The sequence below is a fragment of the Sinorhizobium terangae genome, from assembly GCF_029714365.1.
GTDB lineage: Bacteria > Pseudomonadota > Alphaproteobacteria > Rhizobiales > Rhizobiaceae > Sinorhizobium > Sinorhizobium terangae.
The window spans coordinates 978,854-1,000,695 of record NZ_CP121660.1 but is presented as its reverse complement, the minus strand read 5'-3'; the positions used below and the strand labels follow the sequence as shown (position 1 = coordinate 1,000,695).

Genomic DNA, 21,842 nt, shown 5'->3' with positions numbered 1-21,842 from the left:
TCCATGCAAGCCAGCAGCGACAACATTCTTACGGCGGTCCGGATCGACAAGGGCTTTCCCGGAACCAAGGCCTTGGACAAGGTCGACTTCCATCTCCAGCGAGGCGAAGTTCACGCGCTTCTCGGCGAAAACGGCGCCGGCAAATCGACGCTCATCAAATGCCTGACCGGCGCCTACCGCCGGGATGGCGGCAGCATCCTGCTCGACGGGGTCGAAGTCGACCCGCGCGACACCTTCGATGCCCAGCGGCTGGGGATAGGAACAGTCTATCAGGAGGTGAACCTGTTGCCGAACCTCAGCGTCGCCGAGAACCTGTTTCTTGGACGGCAGCCGCGCCGCTTCGGCATGGTCGACATCCGGGCGATGAACCGCATGGCACGCGAGCTTCTGTCCGAATACGAGCTCGAGCTCGACGTCACCCGCGCGCTCGCGAGCTATTCGGTCGCCATCCAGCAGGTCGTCGCCATCGCCCGCGCCGTCGACCTTTCGGGCAAGGTGCTGATCCTCGACGAGCCGACGGCGAGTCTCGATGCGCATGAGGTCGCGATGCTCTTTCGCATCGTCCGGCGCCTCAAGGCACGCGGCCTCGGCATCATATTCATCACCCACTTCCTCGAGCAGGTCTACGAAATTTCGGACCGCATTACGGTGCTCAGGAATGGGCGGCTTGTCGGAACGCGCAACACCGCCGACCTCGACCGCCGCGATCTGATCGCAATGATGATCGGCCGCGAACTCGCAGCGGAGATTCACGCAGCCGAGGCTCACGCAGCGCAAGGCGAGCCGCGCTACCGGTTCAGGAATTACGGCCGGCGAGGACGCATCGATCCTTTCGATCTCGACGTCAGGGCGGGTGAGGTCGTCGGCATAGCCGGTCTGCTCGGTTCGGGCCGTACCGAAACGGCAGAGGTACTCTTCGGTGCCCATCGAGCCGACAGCGGCACAGCGGAAATCGACGGCCGCCGCGTCGAGCTGTCGTCGCCTCGGGCCGCCATTCGCCGAAAATTCGGCTTTTGCCCGGAGGACCGCAAGACCGACGGCATCGTCGGCGATCTCTCGGTGCGCGAGAACATCGTTCTTGCTCTGCAGGCGAGACGGGGCTGGACGCGGCCGATCTCGCGCGCGGAGCAGAACCGGCTGGCCGACCTCTATATCCGGGCACTGGATATCCGAACGGCCGACAGGGAAAAGCCGATCAAGCTGCTTTCCGGCGGCAACCAGCAGAAAGCCATCCTCGCCCGCTGGCTGGCCACCGAACCCGAATTCCTGATTCTCGACGAACCGACGCGCGGCATCGATGTTGGCGCACATGCCGAGATCGTCAGGCTGATCGAATCGCTGCGTGAGAAGGGGATGTCACTGATCGTCATTTCATCGGAACTCGAAGAGCTGGTCGCCTACAGCACTCGGATCATTGTTCTTCGCGACCGCGCCCACGTCGCCGAACTCGACGGAGAGCGCATTACTGCGCATCAGATCGTCGAGGCGATTGCCGCGGCCAACGAGCGGAGGGCATCGTGATACCGATCCTCCGGACCTATCTCGCCCGATTGCTGCCGCAACTGATTGCCCTTTCGGCTATTCTCATCGCGATTTCAATGACATTTCCCGGTTTTCTCAACCTGGAAATTCAAAACGGCCGCCTCTACGGCAGTCTGATCGACATCCTCAACCGGGGCGCTCCTGTCGTGCTGCTGGCGATCGGCATGACCGTAGTCATCGCAACCAAGGGCATCGACCTTTCCGTTGGCGCGGTCATGGCGATTTGCGGTGCCGTAGCCGCGTCCTTTATCACGGCCGGCCATTCGCTCTTTGAAACGCTCCTCATCACGATTGCGGTCGGCATCCTCTGCGGTATGTGGAATGGCGTTCTCGTCGCCGTCCTCGACATTCAGCCGATCATTGCGACGCTTGTGCTGATGGTCGCCGGGCGAGGCATCGCCCAGTTGGTGACCGAAGGCGCGATTCTGACTTTCAATGATCCCGGCCTCATCTTCATCGGCAGCGGTTCCTTCGCCGGGCTACCGATGCCGGTCGTGGTCTGGCTGGTTTTCGGAGTTCTCGTCGCACTGCTCGTCAGGCAAAGCGCGCTCGGCATGCTGATCGAGGCGATCGGCGTCAATCGCCGGGCGAGCACGCTGTCGGGGGTTCTCACACCGGTGCTTCTGATTGCCGCCTATATGCTTTCCGGCCTCAGCGCCGCGATCGCCGGGATCATCGCCGCTGCCGATATCAGGGGGGCCGACGCCAACAATGCGGGCCTCTGGCTGGAGCTCGACGCCATTCTGGCGGTCGTCGTCGGCGGCACGTCCCTTCTCGGCGGCCGCTTCAGCATCGCCGCGTCAGTGCTCGGGGCGATTATCATCCAGGCGATCAATACCGGCATCCTGCTTTCCGGTTTCCCGCCGGAGTTCAACCTCATCATCAAGGCGGCAATCATCGTCTTCATCCTGGTGCTTCAGTCGCCGCGCTTCCGCACCGCCTTTGCCTTCCTCGCTGTCCCACGGCGAGCGGCCAAAACGACCGAGCAGGAGGCGAAATGAAGCAGAAATATCTGCCGCTTACGGCAACGATCTTAATCTTCGTCTTAAGCTATGCGCTCTGCGCCGCCCAATATCCGAACATTCTCTCCACCCGCGTCATCGGCAATCTGTTAACCGACAGTGCCTTCCTCGGCATCGCGGCCGTCGGCATGACATTCGTCATTCTTTCGGGAGGCATCGACCTCTCGGTCGGATCGGTCATCGCCTTCACCGGGGTCTTTCTGGCGGTCGTGCTGGAACATACGAGCATGCACCCGCTCATGGCCTTCGCGCTGGTCCTCGCGATAACCACGCTTTTCGGCGCGCTGATGGGAATGATCATCCATTATCTCGAAATGCCGGCCTTCATCGTGACGCTGGCCGGAATGTTCCTCGCTCGCGGCATGGCCTTCGTGCTGTCGATCGATTCCATTCCGATCAAGCATCCGTTCTACGCAATATTGAAAGGGCTCTATTACAAACTGCCAGGCGGCGGGCGCATCACCGTCATCGGCGGGCTGATGCTGCTCGTCTTCGCCGTCGGCATCCTCATCGCTCACAGGACCCGGTTCGGCACGAACGTCTATGCGCTTGGCGGCGGCACCGCGACGGCGAAGCTCATGGGCGTCCCGGTCGCAAGCACAACGGTCAAGATCTATGCCCTCTCGGGGCTGCTCGCGGGCCTCTCCGGCATTGTTTTTTCGCTTTACACGTCGGCTGGCTATTCGCTTGCCGCGGTCGGCGTCGAGCTTGATGCGATCACCGCCGTCGTCATCGGAGGCACGCTCTTGACCGGTGGATCGGGCTTTGTTGCCGGAACGCTTGTCGGCATCTTCATCCAGGGCCTCATTCAGACCTACATAACCTTCGACGGATCGCTCTCCAGCTGGTGGACAAAGATCCTGATCGGCGCGCTTCTCTTTGCCTTTATCCTTCTGCAGAAGGGGATCATCCACCTGTCGCGCGATGCCCGACAACGCGCCTGAGCGAGCGGAGAACCGTGTGAATGCCGCCGGAAACCTTCGCCAAACGACCGGGGAAGCGCACAAGTCACCAGCTCGTCGTCGATGAGTTGGGCCAGGCAGTGGTCGGCGGCGAATTTGCCGTTGGCGACATACTGCCTGGCGACGCGGAGCTTGCGGCGCGCTTCAGAGTCTCGCGCACGGTCCTGCGCGAAGCGATGAAGACGCTCGCGGCCAAGGGGCTCGTTTTTCCGCGTGCGCGCATCGGGACGCGCGTCATGCCGCGGACGAATTGGAACCTGTTCGACGGCGATGTCCTCTCCTGGCATTTCAATGCAGGCGTCGACCGGGATTTCCTGCATCACCTGAGCGAGGTGAGACTGGCCCTCGAACCCTATGCCGCGGGGCTGGCGGCACGGCGGGCATCCGAAGCGGACATCAGCCAGATGATGCGGCTTGCCGTTGCCATGGGCGACGCCGGGCACAGCGCCCAGACGCTGGCGCACGCCGACCTCGAATTCCATCTCCACTTGCTCGAAGCCTCCCTCAATCCCTTCATGCGGACGGTGGGCAGCCTTATCGAAGCGGCGCTGATCGGCGTTTTCAAACTTACGAGTCCAAGCCCCGAGGAGGCGGACATCGACCGTGTCGCGATGGCGCACATCCGCATCGTCGAGGAGATCCAACGCCGCGATGAGGACGGTGCCCGAAGTGCTATGGAGAACGTGATCCGGGTGGGCCAGGAACGACTTATGCTTGACCTAAGGGTAGGCACGATCCCTCTTCAGGGTGGATCGTGAAACGCCGAACGCCTGGACGCACAAAAACAAAGCGTTATGGCGATTTTCTCAGATGAGGCAACCGCCTGAATTGGCGATTGCCTAGCTCGCATGACCCGCAACGTGGAGGTGCCGAGGCGGCTCGATTCCGACGCGGCCACTTTGCAGTTCGATCCGCCGGCCCGTTGCGATGTCGAAGAGATGCAGCTGCGCCAAGTCTATCCCAAGGCCGATGATGTCGCCGCTTTTCGCGTCGCCGCGCCCGGTCTCGACGATCGTCAACTCTGGCGTGGTCGCCGACGTGATGAACGTGGCCGAGCCGGTCGACTCGACGATGCCGACCGGGACGTCGAAAGCACCCTGTCCTTCAGCAACGATCTTGATGTGCTCCGGGCGGATCCCCGCAGTAAGGGACGTGCCCGGTGAAAGGCGGCTTCCAATCGCGAGTTTCGCCTGCGTCTTGCCGAAGTCGAGAACGATGTGCGCACCATCTTCCCCGACGATCGCCTGTATGAAGTTCATTGCGGGCGAGCCTATGAAGCCGGCCACGAATTTGTTAGCGGGGCGATCATAGAGATCGAGCGGTCGACCCTGCTGCTCGATGATGCCGTCGCGCATGACGACGACATGGTCTGCCATGGTCATCGCCTCAATCTGGTCGTGCGTTACATAAACCGAGGTTGCCTTGAGCCGGTCGTGCAGGGCGCGGATTTCCTTGCGCATATGCACGCGAAGCGCCGCGTCGAGATTCGAAAGCGGTTCGTCGAACAAGAAAGCCTTGGGATGGCGGATGATGGCGCGGCTCATCGCGACGCGCTGGCGCTGGCCGCCCGAGAGCTCGCGGGGATAACGCTGCATCAGATGCGACAGGCCCGTGGTCAACGCCACCTCTTCCGCCGCCTTGCGGGCTTCCGCCTTCTTCACGCCGCGAATGCGCAGGCTGTAGGTCAGGTTCTCCTCGACGGTCATATGCGGATAGAGCGCATAGGACTGGAAGACCATCGCAACGTCGCGCTTGCGCGGCGGTACATCGTTCATCAGTTGACCGGCGATCTTCATCTCGCCGGTCGAAATCTTCTCAAGCCCGGCGAGCGAGCGCAGCAGTGTGGACTTGCCGCAGCCGGACGGACCGACGAGGGCGACGAAGGTCCCCTCCTCTATCGCGAGATTGATGTCCTTCAGCGCGTGGAAGGCACCGTAATACTTGTTGACGCCGTTGAGCTCGATCTGAAGAGTCATTTGAGGGCTCCCGAGGTGAGGCCGGAAACGATACGGCGCTGCAAGAGGATGAAGGCGGCAAGGATGGGGGTCACATAGATCGTGGCATAAGCCATGATGTTGTTCCATTCATTGGTGTTCGGTCCCATGAAGGAATTGAGCCCGACGCTCGCAGGCTGCAGTTCGACGGCCTGGATCATCGACTTCGAATAGACGAACTCACCGAAGGCCTGCATGAAGATCAGGACGGCGCTGACGAGGATGCCGTTCCTGGCAAGCGACAACACGATGTTGAAGAAGGCGCCGAAACGCGAATTGCCGTCGACGAGAGCCGCCTCCTCAAGCTCCATCGGCACGCTCATGAAGGTTGCCCGGACGAGGACTACGAAGAACGGCATGCTCTTGGCCGCTATCGCCAGGATGACGGCAAGCCGCGGCGTTTCGAGCAGGCCGATCTGCGAGAAACCGACGAAGATCGGCGTCACCATCAGCGAGGCCGGCAACACTTGCAGCATCAGGATGAGGAACAGCCCGATATCCACCCAGACATTGCGGTAGCGCGCCAGCACATAGGCGCAACCGACGCCGAGCACCGAGATGATCGACACGGCCCCTACTGCGATGACCAGCGAGTTCCAGAGGTAGCGGCCCATGTTGCGGCTTTCCCAGACATAGGAGTAGATGCTCCATTGCGGCTCGCTGGGCAGAAATTTGGGTGGGGTCGCGAACATCGCCGAGCCGGTCTTCAGCGCCGTGATATACATCCAGTAAAGCGGGAAGAGGTAGATGGCCGCGAGCAACAATGCGACGGCGAGCATTACCCGATTGCGCAATTGATCACTCATCCTCGGACCTCATGGCGGGTGGAGCGCACATAGACGACGGAAGCGAGCATCACGAAGACGATCATGATCACCGAGATCGTCGCACCCTTGGCGAAGTCGTATTGCCGGAACGAAAGGTCCCAGGCCCAATATTGCGTCACGTTGGACGAGTTGTTCGGTCCGCCCGAGGTGATGCCGGCGAAGAGGTCGAACTGCTGCAGGGTGAAGATCAGGCCGAGCGCGACGATCGCCCCAATCGTCGAACGCATCATCGGTAGGGTGATCGTGAAGAACCGCTGGAGCGCGTTGGCTCCATCGAGTTCGGCTGCCTCATAGAGGTCCTTCGGTATGCCCGATAACCCGACCGAAAGCAGGATCATGTTGAAGGACGTGCCTAGCCAGATGTTGGCGATGATGACGGCCCAGAGGGAATAGTTCGGATCGGAGCGCCAGAAGATGTTGCCTTCGATGACACCCGTCTCCCGCAGGAAGAAGTTGAGCACGCCGAAATCGCCAGAGAGAATCCAGTTCCAGATGGCGCCGACGACCAGGCCGGGCATGACCCAGGAAACCAGAAAGAGCCCGCGCAGCCACGACGCTCCCGGAAAATTCATCCAGAAGAACAGAGCGAGGCCGAAGCCGATGAGGAACTGACCGGCGATCGAGGCGCTGACGAAGAGCGCGGTGTTGAGGAGAATGGGCCGGGTTTCGGGCTGCGCGAACAGGTCGACATAGTTCTTGAGGCCGACGAAAGGCCGGACGATGCTGCCGAGGCTGAACATGTCGACCTCCTGAAAACTCATCACGACGTTATAGACGAGCGGCAGCCCGGACATCGCGAACAGGAAGGCGAGCGGTAACAGGACGAGGCCGATGTCGAAGCCTTTTCCGTCCGTCACGCTGGCTAGGATTCTCTTCATTGGCTACCTCTGCCCCTTACATCGCCGCGCGTCTGTTCAGACGCGCAAAGGCCGCTGTAACGCTTTGAGATTTCCTGCATAGTCCCTTAAATCTGAGCCGATTTAAGGGACTATGCAGTGGCGATCCCGGCCGAAGCCGGAGATCGCCTCTCTCGGGAGGAAACTCGTGCGGACCTCATGATCCGCCGGTGACTGCCGCCGCTACCGAAGCGGCGGCTCTTCTCAGCCCAGAACCGCCTTGATTTTTTCGGCTGCCTGGTCAAGCGCTTCCTTGGAGCTCATCTGACCCGTCAGCGCCGCCTGAATCGCGTCCTGGATGGCCTTGGAAATTTTCGGCCATTCCGGGTGCGGGCCACGCGGCTTGGCATATTTCAACTGTTCGAGGAAAACCTTGAGCGCCGCATCTTTCAGCGGCTGGCCGGTCGGCGGGATAGCGACATCTGAGCGGGCCGGCAGTTGGCCGAAATCCTTGAACATCCTGTCGTCCTGCGAAACGAAGTATTCGAGCACCTTGAAGGCTTCTTCGGGATGGTCGGTGCTGGAAAAAATCGCCCAGTTGAAGTCACCCATCGCCGAGGAGCGTTCGGCGCCGATGTCGGGCACCGGCAGCAGCGCTACGCCCCAGTCGAATTTCGCCTCCTGGATCATCCGGTCGAGTTCCCACGGGCCGGAAATCGCCATCGCCGCATTGCCGGAATTGAACGTTCCGGTCGAATCCCATTGGCCGCGTGTCAGACTATCCGGAGAGGCGAGTTTCTCGTCGATAATCGTCTTCCAGGTGTCGAGCGCCTTGACCGCGCCTTCCGTATTGATGTTGTCATAGCCGCCGCCGGCCATCTGCGCCCAGGGAAGGAACTGGAATGTCCCCTCCTCGTTCGCCTTGGCGGAGAATGCGAGGCCGTAGACATTCGCGGCCGGGTCCGTCAGCTTGCGCGCGGCCTCCACCAGTTCGTCCCAGGTCTGCGGCGGTTTGTTCGGGTCAAGGCCTTTCGCCTTGAACATGTCCTTGTTGTAGTAGAGCGCGATCGTGTTGGTCGCCTTGGGAATCCCGTAATATTTCCCTTCCCAGGTCACCGACGCGAGCGGTCCCGGAAAGTAATTCTCGGCCTTAACGACCGACGATTTTGCAATCATGTCGGTGAGATCGAGGAACGCGCCGCGCGACGAAAAGAGCGCGTGCTCCGGATTGTCGACCGCTATGATGTCCGGTGCCTGTCCCGTCGAATAGGCGCGCATGGCCTCGCTGACGACGTCGTCGAACTGGATCTGGCGATATTCGACTTTAATTCCGGTGTTCAGCTTGTTGAAATCTTTGATCAAGTTCGGCGCCGGCTGAATGTCCCGATCCAGCGACCAAACACTGATCGTCACATCTTCTGCATTGGCGGCGAATGCCGCCAACGAGGTGCCGAGGGCGACGGTGCCCAGGATTGCAAATCTGCGAATACCCATAGTCTCCTCCTCTCATGGTTCTCCCCGACCGGCATCCTCCATGCCGGTCGTCGGGCATGTCTCAGACCGGATCGACGACGAAATCGCCGCCCCGGCAGGTCTTCAGGTAATTGAGCGCGTGGACCTGGCCGGTCATTTCAAGCGCATCGCGATAGACCGGATCGTGCCAGCCTTCGATGTCGATCGAGCCGGACCAACCGGCGAGCCTCAGTTCCGAGATGATGTCGGTCCAGTTGCTGTCGCCGAAACCCGGCGTACGCATGAAGACGAATTTTTCCTTGCCGAAGATGCCGTGCTCGCGGATGACGTCCCAGCGGATCGTCGCGTCCTTGCCGTGCACGTGAAAAATCTTCGACGCCCATTTGCGGATCTGCGGCAGGGGATCGATCAGGTAGACCATCTGGTGGCAGGGCTCCCATTCGAGACCGATATGCTCGTCCGGGGTCTCGTTGAAGATGAGTTCCCAGGCATCCGGGTTGTGGGCGATGTTCCAGTCGCCGGTCGCCCAGTTGCCGTCCATGGCGCAATTCTCGAAGGCGATCTTCACGCCCTTGTCGGCAGCGCGAGCGGCGAGCTCCCGCCAGATCTTCCGATAGCGCGGCAGGCTGTCGGTAAGCGGACGATTGCGGATGCGGCCGGTGAACCCCGCGACGCAGGTCGCGCCGAAGTGATGCGCATTGTCGATGCAATCCTTCCAGCCTTGCAGCGTCTGCAGGTCGATGTCGGTCTCCTCGAGCGGATTGCCGAACATGCCGAGTGTCGAGATCGTGATGTCGCGATCGCCGATAGTGTCCTTGCAATGCTTGCCGAGTTCAGCGAGGTCCTGGCCGTTCGTGGTCTGCCAGAAGAACGGCTCGAAGCTTTCGAAGCCCATGTCGGCGATCTGGCCGATGCGTCTGGCCGCGTCGCCTTTGGTGGCGCTGACCATCGTGCCGATGCGGATGGATTTGGCTGGATTGCTCATCAGATACCTCAAATTGTCACGCGTTGCCGGGTGCGGGCGCTTTCGATCGCCGCAAACACCATGGCAAGGCTGTTGATGTTGTCGTCGCTCGCCGTTTCCGGCTTCTTGCCGGAGCGGATGGCCGCAACGAAATCTGCGATCACGCTGGCGTGGCCATGCGTCTCTGCCTGATCTGCAGGTTCCGGGACCTCGATCGGGAGCAGTTCACGCAGAAAGCCTTCGCTACCGGCCACCCTGTTGGCCTGAAAGCTCTCGGCTCCGTCCCAGAGCAGCGTGCCCTCGGTGCCGATGATCCGCCACTGGCTCTCCCAGCTCGTATTGGCGCCCTCGGCGCACCACGAGCCGCGATAGGTGAAGGTGACGTCGTCCGACAACTCGAAGATGGCGTTCGCGGCTGCACCGTGCGCGTACCAGGAGCCGCGCGGATTGCTTTCGTGGCAATAGACCGCGAGCGGCGTCTTGTCGGCGATAAAGCGCGCCGCATCGAAAGTGTGGATTGCCATGTCCAAGAGCAGCACGTTGTCCATCTCTTCCCGGAACCCGCCGAAATGCGCGCCGATGAAGAAGTCGCAATGGAGACCGGTCAGTTTGCCGATCGCGCCGCTTTCCACGAAGCGGCGGATACGGCGCACGCCGGAGATAAAGCGGCGATTCTGAACGACGGCGTGGATCTTTCCTGCCTCGCCCGCAAGGCGGATGAGTTCCCGGCCGGCGGCAAGCGAGGTCGCCATCGGTTTCTCGCTCAGCACGTGGCAGCCGTGCCTGAAGCCTGCAGCAACCACCTCATGACGGGCAGTGGGCACGACGATGTCGAAAAGCAGGTCCGGTTTGGTTTCGCTCAACACGGCATCGAGATCGGAGGCGATGATCGCGTCCGCGATATCGAACTCCCTGGCAAGCGCCCAGGCCGCATCGATATTCACGTCGACGAATCCGACAATGCGGATCGATGATTGAAGTTCGCGGTTTGCGGCGATCGCCTTGAGCCAACCTTTGGCCATAGCTCCGCACCCGCACAGAACTGCGCGCAAAATCCCGTTTCTCCTCCCGCAAGCCTCCGAAATCGCCTTGTTTTGGCGTCCGTAAACGTTTACGGAACTATGCGGAGTTTCCGAAACATGTCAATAGGGATTCGGAGACGAGTGGACGAACGGCGGAGGAAGATGGTCGGGATGAAGGGAATTCGGCGCCTTGCGCAACATCTCGATATTTCCATAGGAACCGTCTCGCGGGCGCTCAACGGCAAGCCTGACGTCAATGAAGAGACCCGTAAGCGCGTGCTGCAGGCTGCCGCGGACCTGGGTTACGTCCCGAACCAATCGGGCCGCAGCCTCCGGCAGGGCACGACCAATATCATTGGCTTCATGATGCAGACCGGCACTGAGATCACCGGCCAGGGCGACATATTCTTCATGAGCGTTTTCGACGGCGTTCAGGCGGTCTTTGCCAGACACAAACTCGATCTCGTCGCCCTGCTCTGCTCGTCGCAGGAGGATCCGAACGATTATCTGCGCCGCGTCGTGGCCCGCGGCTTCGCCGACGGGCTGATCCTCTCGGCAACCCAGCGGGACGATCCCCGTATCGAATTCCTGGCCGAACGCAACATCCCCTTCGTCACGCTCGGCCGAAGCCTGACGAATGCCGGCCAGCCCTGGCTCGATCTCGATTTCGAGGGCATGGCGCAGGCATCGATCGACCGGCTGGTTGCGCGCGGGCATCGGCGCATCGCCGTCACGCGGCCGCACGACGACGTCAACCTCGGCTACATCTTCGTCGACCGCTGCCGCCAGGCGCTGGCGGCGCACGGACTACCCCTGGAGGAGGATCTGATCTTCCGCTCGACGCCGAACGAAGCGGGCGGCTACCAGATCGCTCGTGACCTTCTCGCGCTCGACAAACCGCCGACGGCGATCGTGCTGATCAACGAGACGATCGCGATCGGATTCTACCAGGCGCTTTCCGAGGCTGGCATGAAGCCAGGGCGCGACATCGCCGTGATCGGGCGCTACAGCCCCCACGCGCATTTCCTCTCGCCGCCACTCACCTGCTTCCGCCTGTCGCTACGCGACCTCGGCATCGCGCTGGCGGAAACCCTGCTTTCCGCCATGCCGGCGTTCAAAGATCATTACCCGGACGCGCCGGCAAACGAGGTCTGGCCCATGGAACTTGTCGAGGGCGAGAGCGATGCGTTCCTCATCCCGCAGCGCTGAGTGACCGCATCCTCCCCGCGGGTGGCGTCGTTGTAGCCGCCCCCCGAATTGATCATGTGCCGACCGCCGCAACGGATCATTTCCGCGATTCCGGCGTTTGAAGACTTAGGTCTATTGTCGACTTCGATCCAACTCCCCGTCGGAGCCGTCCTGAAAGGAGATCGCGATGCGCGGAATTTTCCTCGTCCCTGCCCTTCTCGGCTTGTCAACGACCGCCTTTGCCCATGACGCCCCTAGCGGATGGAAATACCCGAATTCCTGCTGCTCAAACTTGGATTGCCGGCAGGTCACCCAGACAGCAATAAGCGAACGTCCGCAAGGCTATATCATCAGGGCCACCGGCGAAGTGTTGCCCTACACCGACGGGAGGGTGCGGATCTCGCCGGACGGCTTTTACCATTGGTGCTCCGCCGCGGGTGAGGAACACAGCAAGACAATTTGTCTGTTCGTGCCGCCGCGGGCCTATTGAACGTTTTTGACGCAACTCGACCGTCGCAATTGGAAATCTTCGCCATAGCGAAGCCGAGGTGATCGACTATCATAGCGTTGTCGCGTCGGCCGAAGTCATCGAAGAGGACGCCTGCCTGCCGGCAACTGGACGCGGGAGCGGACGCACATGGGTTGGTCTCTCAGGATTGGAACGATTGGCGGCACGGCGATACGGCTGCATGTCACCTTCGCGCTCCTGCTTGTCTGGATATGGCTGATGCATTACCGCATCGGCGGCGCGCCTGCCGCATGGGAAGGCATCGTTTTCATCATCGCCGTCTTTGTCTGCGTCGTGCTGCATGAATTCGGGCACATCGCTGCCGCGCGCTATTTCGGAATCAGGACGCCGGATATCACGCTGCTGCCGATCGGCGGCGTGGCCCGCCTCGAACGCATGCCCGAGGAACCGCGCGAGGAGTTTGTGATCGCCATTGCCGGTCCCCTCGTCAATGTCGTGATCGCGGGACTCATCTTTCTTGCGCTCGGCGGAACGGTCGGCATGGAGCAGATGGCCGGTGTCGAAGATCCCGGAAGGAGCTTTCTCGCAAGACTTGCCGGGGTCAATGTGTTTCTCGTGCTTTTCAACATGATCCCGGCCTTTCCGATGGATGGGGGCCGCGTGCTGCGCGCAGCGCTTGCCTCGCGCCTCACCTGGGCACGGGCAACCGAAATCGCCGCGGCAATCGGCCAGGGTCTCGCTTTTGTTTTTGGTTTCATCGGCCTGTTCTACAATCCGCTGCTGATCTTCATCGCCATCTTCGTCTATCTGGCTGCGACGGCCGAAGCACAGAACGCGCATATCCGCGCTGTGTCGGGCAGTGTACTCATCGCCGATGTCATGATCACCGAATTCGCAAGGCTCGACCGCTCGGCGAGCATCGATGAGGCGATCGAGATGCTGCTTGCAACGACGCAACGCGAGTTTCCCGTCGTCGACGCCACCGGGCGTTTCGAGGGCCTGCTGACACGCGACGACATGATCCGCACTCTGAAGGAAAGAGGAGCCGAGACGCCGGTCGTCACCGCGATGCGCAACGACATACCGCGGATCCACTATCGCAAACGTCTCGAAGAGAGCCTGAAGCTGATGCAGCAGACAAGTTCTCCCGCTGTTGCGGTGGTCGACAGTTCGGACCATCTCGTCGGTCTCATGACCCATGAGACGATCGGCGAAATGATGATGGTGCGCGCGGCCGCATCCGGCAGTTTCCGTTTCGGCCACCTGCGCCGGGGCAAGGGTAAATACACCCATTTTTGAATCTTTCAGCGGCGAATGCATGGGAACCGAACATGGGATGAAGCGTTCGACCCCTGAAGCGGAAACGGGTTCGACCATGTTCCTTGCCTTGCAGGTTCTGACGATCACCATCGTGGCTGTCGCCATGGCGCTGGCGCTGGCGCATGCGCTCGAATTGCCGGGCAAGCTCAGATTGGCCAGGGAACAGTATTTCGCCATTCAACCATCTACTATCCCGGCTTCACCATCGGAGGCGCGGCCGAACCGCTCGGCCTGTTGTTCAGCGCCATTCTCCTGTTCTTGACGCCTCCCGGCACGTTGGCGTTCTGGCTGATAGCCTCAGCCTTCATCGGACTATTGGCCATGCAGGCGATCTACTGGGCCCTGACGCATCCGGTGAACAATTTCTGGCTTAAGGATGTCGAATTGAGAGGCGTGAGCGCCGGTTTCTTTTCGCTCGCCGCTTCGCGCGATCCTGCTCAATCCGGTGATCCGGATTGGACCAATCTGCGTGATCAGTGGGAATTTTCCCATGTCGCACGGGCGGTGTTTGGCTTGATCAGCTTCATCCTCCTTGCGATGGCTGTCGCGCTCTGAGCCATTCACGGCAGCCGCGGCCCCAGCACTGCTATGCCTATCGACGCGAAGGCCACGAATTTTGCCGCCGCGACCACCATATGTCCGGTTTCCCATTGCAACCGAATCGACGCGAAATCGCTCGGGATGGGACCAGGCGTCCAGCTATCCAACACGGCGTTCACCGGTGCAACGAGTGTAAACCACGCTCCGAGGCCCAGTACCAACAGACAGGTGCCCGCCAAGGCAAACCAGACGGCAGGGCGCTCACCCGCGAGCAGATAAGTGAGCAACGCCGCCGCCAATATTGCCGCGACGTCCAGCAGGCCACCGATCCGGGCAAAGAGTTCGAATTGACCGTTGAAGACTGTCGCCTCTCGCCAGAGTTCAGGCGACCACACGATGAGCCGCGGCGGCGCCTCGAGCACATGGGCAAATGACGGGCCGAGACTGAGCGCCGTCAGCAAGAGCGTGGCAAGTGCAGTCAGGTATAGGGGGATTGTTCGTCTTCCAGCCATGACAAATCACCGAACATTGCTCGCCTGGGCGTTGTTCCCCGCTGCGCTCACAAACCACCGGAAGCGCCGCGACATCACGGAATGTTGTTTGCCAACGTCGCAATCCAGCCGCGGTTTCGCCGATACTACAGCGCCGCGCGTCTCATTGGGCGCGCAAAGGACGCTGTAGCACGTTGAATTACTGCAGGTTTTTATCCCTAAATCGGCGACGTTCTAGGGAAACATGCAGCAGCCGAAACAGAAACGGAAAATCGGCCCATGCGCGCAAGGACGGTCGGCTCCCTCCCCTTCATTTTTTTGCTATTTCTCACAACCGGGCACGCCTTCGCCCTTGAGCCGCCGCGATCGGGACATCCGGTCTTCGACCGAGCGGTGCAGCTCGTGGTCGACAACTTTCATGACACATCGGCGCTCGACCGGTTTGCCGCGACGGTGCGTCACGAGATCGAAGATGTGCCGCTAACCGCCAAGAGTTCGCAGCCCGAGGTCGACAGGGCAATCGACACGATCCTCGCCAGTCTCGGTGCGTCCCATACCGCCCGCTTCAAACGCGATACGATCGACTACTTCGAGCTCATTGATATATTCCGCTTTGCCATACGCAACGACATGCGGCGATTGTTTCCGCCTGACGGCGAAGTGAACTATGCCGGCATCGGCATGGTCACACAAAGCACTGGCCCGCGGTTCGTCACCGATGTCTATGACGGGTCACCTGCCGACCGCGCGGGAATTCTCGTTGGCGACGAGATTCTCTCGGTGGATGGCGCCCCCTACCGCGAAATCGAGTCCTTTCGGGACAAGGCCGGGCGAAACGTCGAGGTGCGGTTGCGGCGTCAGGCGGGTGCCGAACCCATCGCCGTTAAGGTTGCCGTCGAGCGGCTGAGGCCGCTGCGGACATTCGAGAGGGCGATCGAGAACAGCGTCAAAGTGACGGAGCATGATGGGCGGCGGATCGGTTATCTTCGACTGTGGACGCTCTCGACCGCAGATGGGCTGGACATTGTCGCACGCGAGCTTGCAACCGGGCGCCTCAAGGATGCAGAGGGCGTGATCGTCGATCTGCGCGGCCGGTGGGGCGGCGGGCCGGCCGATGCGGCCGAGCTTTTCGTTGGCGACACGCCGACTTTCCGGCTGATCAATCGGAATGGCAAGGAGACGCTTGCCAATGTGCGCTGGCGCCGTCCGGTGGTCGCGATCATCGACGAAGGCGCCAGAAGCGGGTTGGAACTCTTCGCCTATGCCTTGAAGGTGAACGGAATTCCGCTCGTCGGCACGCGAACGGCCGGGGCTCTGCTCGCCGGCCGCGCCTATCTGCTGCCTGACGACAGCCTGCTGGAACTGGCAGTCTCGGATGCCGTCATCGACGAGGGGCTGCGGCTCGAAGGGCGAGGCGTTGAGCCCGACATTCCGGCGCCGTTCAGCCTGCCCTACGCGGCGGGAAAAGATCCGCAGTTCGACGCCGCGATCGAGGAGATGCGGCGCGTTCTGGCGAAGGGCTGAGCGGCAGTTCCGGCGAGGCTGGTGCCTATTCGCTCTGCCGGAAATTGCGGATCCGGTCGAACAGGACGGCGAGCACCGTGGCGCCGCCGATGAAGGTGCCCTGCCAGAAGGCGTTGATGCCGAGCAGGCCAAGACTGTTGCGGATTACCTCGATGAGCGCCGCTCCGATCAATGCTCCGGAGGCCGTGCCGACACCGCCGGCGAGATTGGCACCGCCGATCACCGCCGCGGCAATCACCTGAAGCTCCATTCCAGCGCCGATGTTGGTGGTGACGGCACCGAGCCAGCCGGTCTGAATGATGCCAGCGATCCCGGCCGCGAGCGCAGAGATCATATAAACGGCAACCTTGATCCTTCTGACCGGGACGCCCGTGAGGGTGGCCGCGTGCTCGTTGCCGCCGATGGCAAAGACGTAGCGGCCGAACTTGGTCCAGCGCAGCACGAAACCGGTGAGGAGCGCCAGCGCGACCATGTAGAGCACCGGGTTGGCGATGCCGAGGAACCATGCGCCGCCGCCGAGCGCCAGCAACTTGTCATGGTCCGGTCCGAACTGAAAGACGACGGTATTGTTGGACGCTACCATCGCCAGGCTGCGTGCGATCGACAGCATACCGAGCGTGATCACAAAAGGCGGAAACCCCAGATAGGCGATCATGACCCCGTTGAAGGCACCGATCAGAAGCGCGGTGCCGATCGAGGCGGCGATGCCGACCTCGATGCTATAGCCGGCGTGCATGACGACCGCGAGGATCATGCTGCACAGGCAAAGCACGGATCCGACGGAAAGATCGATGCCGCCGGTAATGATGACGAGGGTCATGCCGAGAGCGATGATCGCGACGAAAGTCACGTTGCGGGTGATATTGTAGAGATTCTTCGCCGTGGCGAAGGAGTCGGTGGCGAAAGACAAGAATATGCAGGCGAAGATCACCGCGATCAGCACCCAGAAAGTCTGGCTCGCGAGCAACGCCGCCGGCCAGGTTTGTTGTCTGTGTTCTATGGTCCGTTCCAGCGTTGTTGCCATCGTCGACCTTCGTCTCTCTCCGCGGCCACTGCATGTTTCCTTAAATCGTGGCCGATTTAAAGATAAAAACATGCAGCAATTCAAAGTGCTACAGCGTCCTTTGCGCGTCTGATAGGACGCGCGGCGCTGTAGTCCGATCATACTTGCTCGATCGCGCCGGTAATGAGTCCGGTAACTTCTTCCGGTGAGCTTGAGGCAATCGGCTTGTCTGCAACCTTTCGGCCTCGCCTCATCACGATGACGCGGTCGGCGACATCGAAGACATCGGGCATGCGGTGGCTGATCAGGATAACGCCGATGCCTCGGTCGCGCAGTTCCCGGATCAGGTTCAAGACTTCCGCCACCTGGCGAACCGAGATCGCCGCTGTGGGCTCGTCCATGAGCACGATCTTTGCCTCGGAGAGCATCGTGCGGGCGATTGCCACCGCTTGTCGTTGACCGCCCGACATCTGTTTGACGAGATCACGCGGCCGCGTTTCCGATTTCAGCTCCCTGAAAATCTCGCCGGCACGCTTGTACATCCTCTTGTGGTCGAGAATGCGCAGCGGACCGAGACCGCGCCGCAATTCTCGTCCGAGAAACACATTCGCCGCAGCCGTCAGGTTGTTGCAGAGCGCCAGGTCCTGGTAGACGATCTCGATCCCGTACTGGCGCGCCTCCACGGGTCGGTGAAGCACGAGTTCCTCGCCATTGAGGCGCATCGTCCCGTGGCTTGGACGAAAGTTGCCGGCGATCATCTTGACCAATGTGGACTTGCCGGCGCCGTTGTCGCCCATCAGGCCGACCACCTGCCCGGCTTCCAGCGAAAGCGAAACGTCGCTGACCGCCTGGATGGCGCCGAAATGTTTGGAAATGTTGGCGAGTTCGAGAACCGCCACGGCCCTCTATCCTCCCGATAGCTCCAGGCTTGCGGCCGCTCCAAACCCCTCCACCTCGGATGCGGAGCCGTCGCGATCTCGCTTCTCCGATTTCCTCCCCGAAAGAGCGATTAAGCGAATTTACGCAAAACCTTCGGACAGCGTCAATCGATTGTCGTGCGAATCAAGTCGCTTCGCGCGGACAAGAATTCATTTTGTATTACAAATACTCGTTGACGAGTGAAGCGCGCGGATATTAGCTGTGAAAAGGGGAGCAAGAGCATGCTTATCCTTGTCACCGGTGCAACGGGCAAGGTCGGGCGGCACTTCATTGCTGGGCTGCTTGACGATCCGCGATTTGCCGAGGCGCGCGTCCGCGCGCTTTGTCATAATCGCTTGTGCCCGGAAACCGACCGGGTCGAGGTGGCGCGGGGATCGATCGCCGACCGGCGCATCGTGTCCGAAGCGCTCGCCGACGTCACCCACGTGGTGCACCTCGCCACCTGCAAGGAGACTCCCGACGACGTCATGGATGTTACGGTCAAGGGACTTTTCTGGCTGCTGGACGAGTTCCGGGCAAGCGCGACCGCGTCCCAGTTCATCCTCATCGGCGGCGACGCCGGCATCGGTCATTTCTACTACCGCCATGATGGGCCAATTACCGAGAAGGTGCCGCATCAGGCCTATCCCGGGTGCTACGCGCTGTCGAAGGTGCTGGAAGAGGTGATGCTGGAGCAGTTCGGCATCCAGTACGGCCTCAACGGCTGCTGTCTGCGCGCGCCGTGGATCATGGAGAAGGACGACTTCAAGTACACGTTGTCTTTCGGCGACGACGTCTTCGGCGGCCCAGTGTGGAAGAATTTCGTTCCGGAGGCCGACGCGAAGCGCTACGCCAGAGACGGCACGGTGCCGCTGCTGCGCGATGCCGACGGGCGGCCGCTGAAACGCAATTTCGTGCATGTCGATGATCTGGTCTCCGCCATATTGGCGGCGATCGACAATCCACGCGCGACGCGGCAGCTCTTCAACATCTCAATGGACAGGCCCGTCGACTATGGCGAGGTTGCCGCTTATCTCGCCCGCACCCGCGGCCTCGGTTCAGTCGATATAGCAAGCCAGTTTCACTCGAACTGGATGGACAACAGCAAGGCGAAGTACCTGCTGAACTGGCGACCTGACTACGACATGGAAAAGCTTATCGACTCGGCTTGGCAGTACGAGCGTTCGCAGGATGATCCGCGCATCGTCTGGTACCCGGGTTGATTTGTGGGGCGGGCACGTGGGTGCCCGTTTGTTTCAAGGGAGGAAGGAATGAGGAAGGCACTATTGCTTGCCGTTGCCGTCTTGGCACTCAGCGCCGGAACGGCCATGGCCCAGAAGAAACAGCTCGTCATCGTGGTGAAGGGCCTCGACAACCCCTTCTTCGAAGCGATCAACCAGGGTTGCCAGAAGTGGAACAAGGAAAACCCGGATTCGGAATATGAGTGCTTCTACACTGGCCCGGCATCAACCTCGGACGAGGCCGGCGAGGCACAGATCGTCCAGGATATGCTGGGCAAGGCGGAAACGGCGGCCATTGCCATCTCGCCGTCCAACGCAAAACTCATCGCCCAAACGCTGAAGACGGCCAATCCGTCGATTCCGGTGATGACGCTGGATGCGGATCTTGCTGCAGAAGATTCGGCACTGCGCAAAACCTATCTTGGCACCGACAACTACCTGATGGGCGCGCGGATCGCCGAATACATCAAGAAGGCCAAGCCGAACGGCGGCAAGATCTGCACGATCGAAGGCAATCCCGGTGCCGACAATATCCTGCGCCGGGCGCAGGGGATGCGGGACACACTGACCGGTCAAAAGGGTCTCGCAGAACTGAAGGGCGAAGGCGGCTGGACAGAAGTCGCCGGTTGCCCGGTCTTCACCAATGACGACGGCGCCAAGGGTGTCCAGGCCATGACCGATATCCTCGCGGCCAACCCGGACCTTGATGCCTTCGGCATCATGGGGGGCTGGCCGTTGTTCGGTGCGCCGCAACCCTACCGTGACCTGTTCAAGCCGATGGCCGACAAGATCGCGAGCAACGATTTTGTCATCGGCGCCGCCGACACCATCGGCGACGAAGTCGCGATCGCGCGCGAGGGCCTCGTAACAGCGCTCGTCGGCCAGCGGCCATTCGAGATGGGTTACAAGGCGCCATCGGTAATGCTGGACCTGATTGCCGGAAAGCCCGTGGAAGACCCGGTGTTCACCGGTCTCGACGAGTGCACGAAGGATACCGTCGACACCTGCATTCAAAAGTAACGCCATATGGTGGAGGCCGGCCACTTGTCGTGCCGGCCCCCATCAAAGACTACATCTTAGATGTGCCAGCCGGCGTCGAGCGAATAGGCCTTGATGTAGTCGATCTTCATTTCAGCCCCGTCGACTAGACCATCAGCCGGCGTGCCCGCGATACCTCCGACAGCGAGATTCACCAGCATATACATCGGATCGTGCATGTCCGAGGGTGTGTCGGCGTGTGCGACCGCGACGTCATCGAAATACCAGACAATCTCGTCTTCCGTCCAAAGCACCCCGTATTTGTGGAAGCCGCTTGTGTCGGCGACCTTGACGGCGCTGGCAATGCTGGTCTGCGAGCCGGTTTCGTTGGAGTGGACGGTGGCGATGACGGTGTTCGGGTCCTGCCCGCGCATTTCCACGACATCCAGTTCCGGCGGCCAGGAGCCGTCGGCCGGGAGCAGCCAGAAGGCCGGCCAGACGCCTTGGTCGTCCGGCATGTCGGCGCGAATCTCGAAATAGCCGTAGGTCTGGGCAAAGGACGAATGAGTCGTGAGCAGGCCCGAGGTATAGTCGTAACCGTTGATCTCAGCCTGAATGGCGTCGGATGCCGGCGCCGCGGTGATCGTCAGGACACCGTTGTTGATGGAAAACGGATTAGCGGAAGCCGTCGGCTGATAGGCCGGGTTGATATACCATTGCAGTTCGCCGTTACCCGTGAGCGTGCTTCCCTTTTCCGGTGCCCACCAGAATTTTGCATCCCAGATACCGCTCGCGCCGTCACGGAGCTGCAGGGCATTGAAATCGTCGGAAAAGGTCTGGGTCAGAACAGACCGGTCGAGGCTCAATTGGAACTGGCTTGCCTGCAGTTCGTCGACCGTCGTATCGGCGAAGACCAGGCTCTCGCCGTTGGCGAAGCTAAGCCGGAGATTGCCACCTTCCTGCACCATATTGTCGAGGAGTTGGTCGAACGAAGTCACGCCATAGCCGTTAAGCCGCACGATGTCATTCGAGCTGAAATCGGTGATCAGATCGCTGCCATTGCCCTTCGAGAAGACGAAGATGTCGGCGCCGCCCGCCCCGATCAGGACGTCATTACCGCCGTCGCCGTCGATCGTCTGGCTTCCGGAGCCACCGGTGATGATGTTGTCGCCGTCATTGCCGAAGGCAAAACGTCCGTTGCCGGTGACGGTCAGGTTCTCGAAATTGTCCGGCAGCGTGTAGCTCATCCAGGTGTTGATTGTGTCGACACCCTCGCCGGCCGCCTCATGGGCGCGGTTAATTCCTGAATAGAGATAATAAATGTCGTCGCCCTTGCCGCCGATCATGGTGACATTGACGGAACTGTCGCCCCAGATGGAATCGTTACCGGACGTCCCGTAGAGTGTCGGGCCCGATCCGCTGGCGGAAAACCATGCCGTCGAACTTCCGCTGTAATACAGCGGCTTGCCCACGGCGTTCAGCACAGTTTTGCTCATAAAAACATCTCCGAATTGTCTACTCGGTCTCC

Annotated in this window: 22 protein-coding genes; 12 read left to right on the top strand and 10 right to left on the bottom strand. The window is 60.9% G+C overall.

Annotation, left to right across the window (positions count from 1 at the left end; genetic code table 11):
• The first annotated feature begins 3 nt into the window (after nt 1-3).
• The 4 genes from ytfR to QA637_RS23370 are packed head-to-tail and all read left to right on the top strand — an operon-like array spanning nt 4 to nt 4,284.
• A complete protein-coding gene (ytfR, locus tag QA637_RS23385) occupies nt 4-1,521 on the top strand; it encodes a galactofuranose ABC transporter, ATP-binding protein YtfR (RefSeq protein WP_283067234.1) in 1,518 nt (505 codons plus the stop codon).
• On the top strand, nt 1,518-2,543 hold the full coding sequence (locus tag QA637_RS23380) for an ABC transporter permease (RefSeq protein ID WP_283067233.1): 1,026 nt from the start codon (nt 1,518-1,520) through the stop codon (nt 2,541-2,543). The genes ytfR and QA637_RS23380 overlap by 4 nt, the downstream gene beginning before the upstream one ends.
• Nucleotides 2,540-3,508, top strand: a complete 969-nt coding sequence (gene yjfF, locus QA637_RS23375; RefSeq protein ID WP_283067231.1) for a galactofuranose ABC transporter, permease protein YjfF — start codon at nt 2,540-2,542, stop codon at nt 3,506-3,508. Before QA637_RS23380 ends, yjfF begins: the two co-directional genes overlap by 4 nt.
• Nucleotides 3,509-3,528: 20 nt before the next feature.
• Nucleotides 3,529-4,284 carry a FadR/GntR family transcriptional regulator gene (locus tag QA637_RS23370; protein WP_283067229.1) on the top strand — a complete coding sequence of 252 codons (756 nt, stop codon included), beginning with the start codon at nt 3,529-3,531 and terminating at the stop codon, nt 4,282-4,284.
• An 81-nt stretch (nt 4,285-4,365) separates the two neighbouring features.
• Here QA637_RS23370 and QA637_RS23365 read toward each other — a convergent pair whose 3' ends face one another.
• From QA637_RS23365 to QA637_RS23340, 6 genes are all read right to left on the bottom strand, one after another.
• Nucleotides 4,366-5,502: an ABC transporter ATP-binding protein gene (locus QA637_RS23365; protein ID WP_283067227.1), complete on the bottom strand. Its 1,137-nt coding sequence runs from the start codon at nt 5,500-5,502 to the stop codon at nt 4,366-4,368.
• The gene (locus tag QA637_RS23360) at nt 5,499-6,326 is read right to left on the bottom strand and encodes a carbohydrate ABC transporter permease (RefSeq protein ID WP_283067225.1); all 828 of its coding nucleotides are present in this window, start codon (nt 6,324-6,326) and stop codon (nt 5,499-5,501) included. Before QA637_RS23360 ends, QA637_RS23365 begins: the two co-directional genes overlap by 4 nt.
• Nucleotides 6,323-7,225, bottom strand: a complete 903-nt coding sequence (locus QA637_RS23355) for a carbohydrate ABC transporter permease (RefSeq protein ID WP_283067224.1) — start codon at nt 7,223-7,225, stop codon at nt 6,323-6,325. The genes QA637_RS23360 and QA637_RS23355 overlap by 4 nt, the downstream gene beginning before the upstream one ends.
• A gap of 222 nt (nt 7,226-7,447) precedes the next feature.
• Complete coding sequence (locus QA637_RS23350; protein WP_283067222.1) at nt 7,448-8,677, bottom strand: ABC transporter substrate-binding protein; 1,230 nt, start codon at nt 8,675-8,677, stop codon at nt 7,448-7,450.
• 61 nt (nt 8,678-8,738) lie between these two features.
• The gene (locus QA637_RS23345) at nt 8,739-9,641 is read right to left on the bottom strand and encodes a sugar phosphate isomerase/epimerase family protein (RefSeq protein ID WP_283067220.1); all 903 of its coding nucleotides are present in this window, start codon (nt 9,639-9,641) and stop codon (nt 8,739-8,741) included.
• A gap of 8 nt (nt 9,642-9,649) precedes the next feature.
• Nucleotides 9,650-10,642: a Gfo/Idh/MocA family protein gene (locus tag QA637_RS23340; protein ID WP_428843163.1), complete on the bottom strand. Its 993-nt coding sequence runs from the start codon at nt 10,640-10,642 to the stop codon at nt 9,650-9,652.
• Nucleotides 10,643-10,813: 171 nt separating this feature from the next.
• On the opposite strand from QA637_RS23340, the gene QA637_RS23335 reads away from it, so the two are divergent.
• From QA637_RS23335 to QA637_RS23315, 5 genes are all read left to right on the top strand, one after another.
• On the top strand, nt 10,814-11,851 hold the full coding sequence (locus QA637_RS23335; RefSeq protein WP_283067218.1) for a substrate-binding domain-containing protein: 1,038 nt from the start codon (nt 10,814-10,816) through the stop codon (nt 11,849-11,851).
• A gap of 166 nt (nt 11,852-12,017) precedes the next feature.
• Nucleotides 12,018-12,320, top strand: a complete 303-nt coding sequence (locus QA637_RS23330; RefSeq protein WP_153439317.1) for a hypothetical protein — start codon at nt 12,018-12,020, stop codon at nt 12,318-12,320.
• 147 nt (nt 12,321-12,467) lie between these two features.
• Entirely contained in the window at nt 12,468-13,598 is a 1,131-nt protein-coding gene (locus QA637_RS23325) for a site-2 protease family protein (protein ID WP_283067214.1), read from the top strand.
• A gap of 37 nt (nt 13,599-13,635) precedes the next feature.
• The gene (locus QA637_RS23320) at nt 13,636-13,881 is read left to right on the top strand and encodes a hypothetical protein (RefSeq protein ID WP_283067212.1); all 246 of its coding nucleotides are present in this window, start codon (nt 13,636-13,638) and stop codon (nt 13,879-13,881) included.
• A gap of 59 nt (nt 13,882-13,940) precedes the next feature.
• On the top strand, nt 13,941-14,174 hold the full coding sequence (locus QA637_RS23315) for a hypothetical protein (protein ID WP_346283784.1): 234 nt from the start codon (nt 13,941-13,943) through the stop codon (nt 14,172-14,174).
• Nucleotides 14,175-14,179: 5 nt separating this feature from the next.
• Here the strand turns inward: QA637_RS23315 and QA637_RS23310 are convergent, their stop codons facing one another.
• On the bottom strand, nt 14,180-14,653 hold the full coding sequence (locus QA637_RS23310) for a DUF1772 domain-containing protein (RefSeq protein ID WP_283067311.1): 474 nt from the start codon (nt 14,651-14,653) through the stop codon (nt 14,180-14,182).
• Nucleotides 14,654-14,929: 276 nt separating this feature from the next.
• Here QA637_RS23310 and QA637_RS23305 point away from each other — a divergent pair, with 276 nt between their 5' ends.
• Entirely contained in the window at nt 14,930-16,174 is a 1,245-nt protein-coding gene (locus QA637_RS23305; RefSeq protein WP_283067210.1) for a S41 family peptidase, read from the top strand.
• 25 nt (nt 16,175-16,199) lie between these two features.
• Here QA637_RS23305 and QA637_RS23300 read toward each other — a convergent pair whose 3' ends face one another.
• The gene (locus QA637_RS23300; protein WP_283067208.1) at nt 16,200-17,198 is read right to left on the bottom strand and encodes an ABC transporter permease; all 999 of its coding nucleotides are present in this window, start codon (nt 17,196-17,198) and stop codon (nt 16,200-16,202) included.
• Nucleotides 17,199-17,335: 137 nt separating this feature from the next.
• Complete coding sequence (locus QA637_RS23295) at nt 17,336-18,076, bottom strand: ATP-binding cassette domain-containing protein (RefSeq protein WP_184108779.1); 741 nt, start codon at nt 18,074-18,076, stop codon at nt 17,336-17,338.
• Between the two features lie 261 nt (nt 18,077-18,337).
• On the opposite strand from QA637_RS23295, the gene QA637_RS23290 reads away from it, so the two are divergent.
• Together QA637_RS23290 and QA637_RS23285 are read left to right on the top strand one after the other, a co-directional pair.
• Nucleotides 18,338-19,318, top strand: a complete 981-nt coding sequence (locus tag QA637_RS23290; protein WP_283067205.1) for an NAD-dependent epimerase/dehydratase family protein — start codon at nt 18,338-18,340, stop codon at nt 19,316-19,318.
• 48 nt (nt 19,319-19,366) lie between these two features.
• Nucleotides 19,367-20,356: a sugar-binding protein gene (locus tag QA637_RS23285; RefSeq protein WP_283067203.1), complete on the top strand. Its 990-nt coding sequence runs from the start codon at nt 19,367-19,369 to the stop codon at nt 20,354-20,356.
• Nucleotides 20,357-20,412: 56 nt separating this feature from the next.
• On the opposite strand, the gene eglC is transcribed toward QA637_RS23285, so the two are convergent.
• A complete protein-coding gene (gene eglC, locus QA637_RS23280; RefSeq protein ID WP_283067201.1) occupies nt 20,413-21,810 on the bottom strand; it encodes an endo-1,3-1,4-beta-glycanase EglC in 1,398 nt (465 codons plus the stop codon).
• Between the last annotated feature and the right edge of the window lie 32 nt (nt 21,811-21,842).

What these genes read in the sequence shown, in the direction of transcription:
- eglC (WP_283067201.1), bottom strand. Translation starts at nt 21,810, where the DNA reads ATGAGCAAAACTGTGCTGAACGCCGTGGGCAAGCCGCTGTATTACAGC.
- QA637_RS23320 (WP_283067212.1), top strand. Translation starts at nt 13,636, where the DNA reads ATGAAGCGTTCGACCCCTGAAGCGGAAACGGGTTCGACCATGTTCCTT.
- QA637_RS23325 (WP_283067214.1), top strand. Translation starts at nt 12,468, where the DNA reads ATGGGTTGGTCTCTCAGGATTGGAACGATTGGCGGCACGGCGATACGG.
- QA637_RS23365 (WP_283067227.1), bottom strand. Translation starts at nt 5,502, where the DNA reads ATGACTCTTCAGATCGAGCTCAACGGCGTCAACAAGTATTACGGTGCC.
- QA637_RS23370 (WP_283067229.1), top strand. Translation starts at nt 3,529, where the DNA reads ATGCCGCCGGAAACCTTCGCCAAACGACCGGGGAAGCGCACAAGTCAC.
- QA637_RS23340 (WP_428843163.1), bottom strand. Translation starts at nt 10,642, where the DNA reads ATGGCCAAAGGTTGGCTCAAGGCGATCGCCGCAAACCGCGAACTTCAA.
- QA637_RS23360 (WP_283067225.1), bottom strand. Translation starts at nt 6,326, where the DNA reads ATGAGTGATCAATTGCGCAATCGGGTAATGCTCGCCGTCGCATTGTTG.
- QA637_RS23330 (WP_153439317.1), top strand. Translation starts at nt 12,018, where the DNA reads ATGCGCGGAATTTTCCTCGTCCCTGCCCTTCTCGGCTTGTCAACGACC.
- QA637_RS23355 (WP_283067224.1), bottom strand. Translation starts at nt 7,225, where the DNA reads ATGAAGAGAATCCTAGCCAGCGTGACGGACGGAAAAGGCTTCGACATC.
- QA637_RS23350 (WP_283067222.1), bottom strand. Translation starts at nt 8,677, where the DNA reads ATGGGTATTCGCAGATTTGCAATCCTGGGCACCGTCGCCCTCGGCACC.
- yjfF (WP_283067231.1), top strand. Translation starts at nt 2,540, where the DNA reads ATGAAGCAGAAATATCTGCCGCTTACGGCAACGATCTTAATCTTCGTC.
- QA637_RS23300 (WP_283067208.1), bottom strand. Translation starts at nt 17,198, where the DNA reads ATGGCAACAACGCTGGAACGGACCATAGAACACAGACAACAAACCTGG.
- QA637_RS23315 (WP_346283784.1), top strand. Translation starts at nt 13,941, where the DNA reads ATGCAGGCGATCTACTGGGCCCTGACGCATCCGGTGAACAATTTCTGG.
- QA637_RS23345 (WP_283067220.1), bottom strand. Translation starts at nt 9,641, where the DNA reads ATGAGCAATCCAGCCAAATCCATCCGCATCGGCACGATGGTCAGCGCC.
- QA637_RS23335 (WP_283067218.1), top strand. Translation starts at nt 10,814, where the DNA reads ATGAAGGGAATTCGGCGCCTTGCGCAACATCTCGATATTTCCATAGGA.
- ytfR (WP_283067234.1), top strand. Translation starts at nt 4, where the DNA reads ATGCAAGCCAGCAGCGACAACATTCTTACGGCGGTCCGGATCGACAAG.
- QA637_RS23285 (WP_283067203.1), top strand. Translation starts at nt 19,367, where the DNA reads ATGAGGAAGGCACTATTGCTTGCCGTTGCCGTCTTGGCACTCAGCGCC.
- QA637_RS23290 (WP_283067205.1), top strand. Translation starts at nt 18,338, where the DNA reads ATGCTTATCCTTGTCACCGGTGCAACGGGCAAGGTCGGGCGGCACTTC.
- QA637_RS23305 (WP_283067210.1), top strand. Translation starts at nt 14,930, where the DNA reads ATGCGCGCAAGGACGGTCGGCTCCCTCCCCTTCATTTTTTTGCTATTT.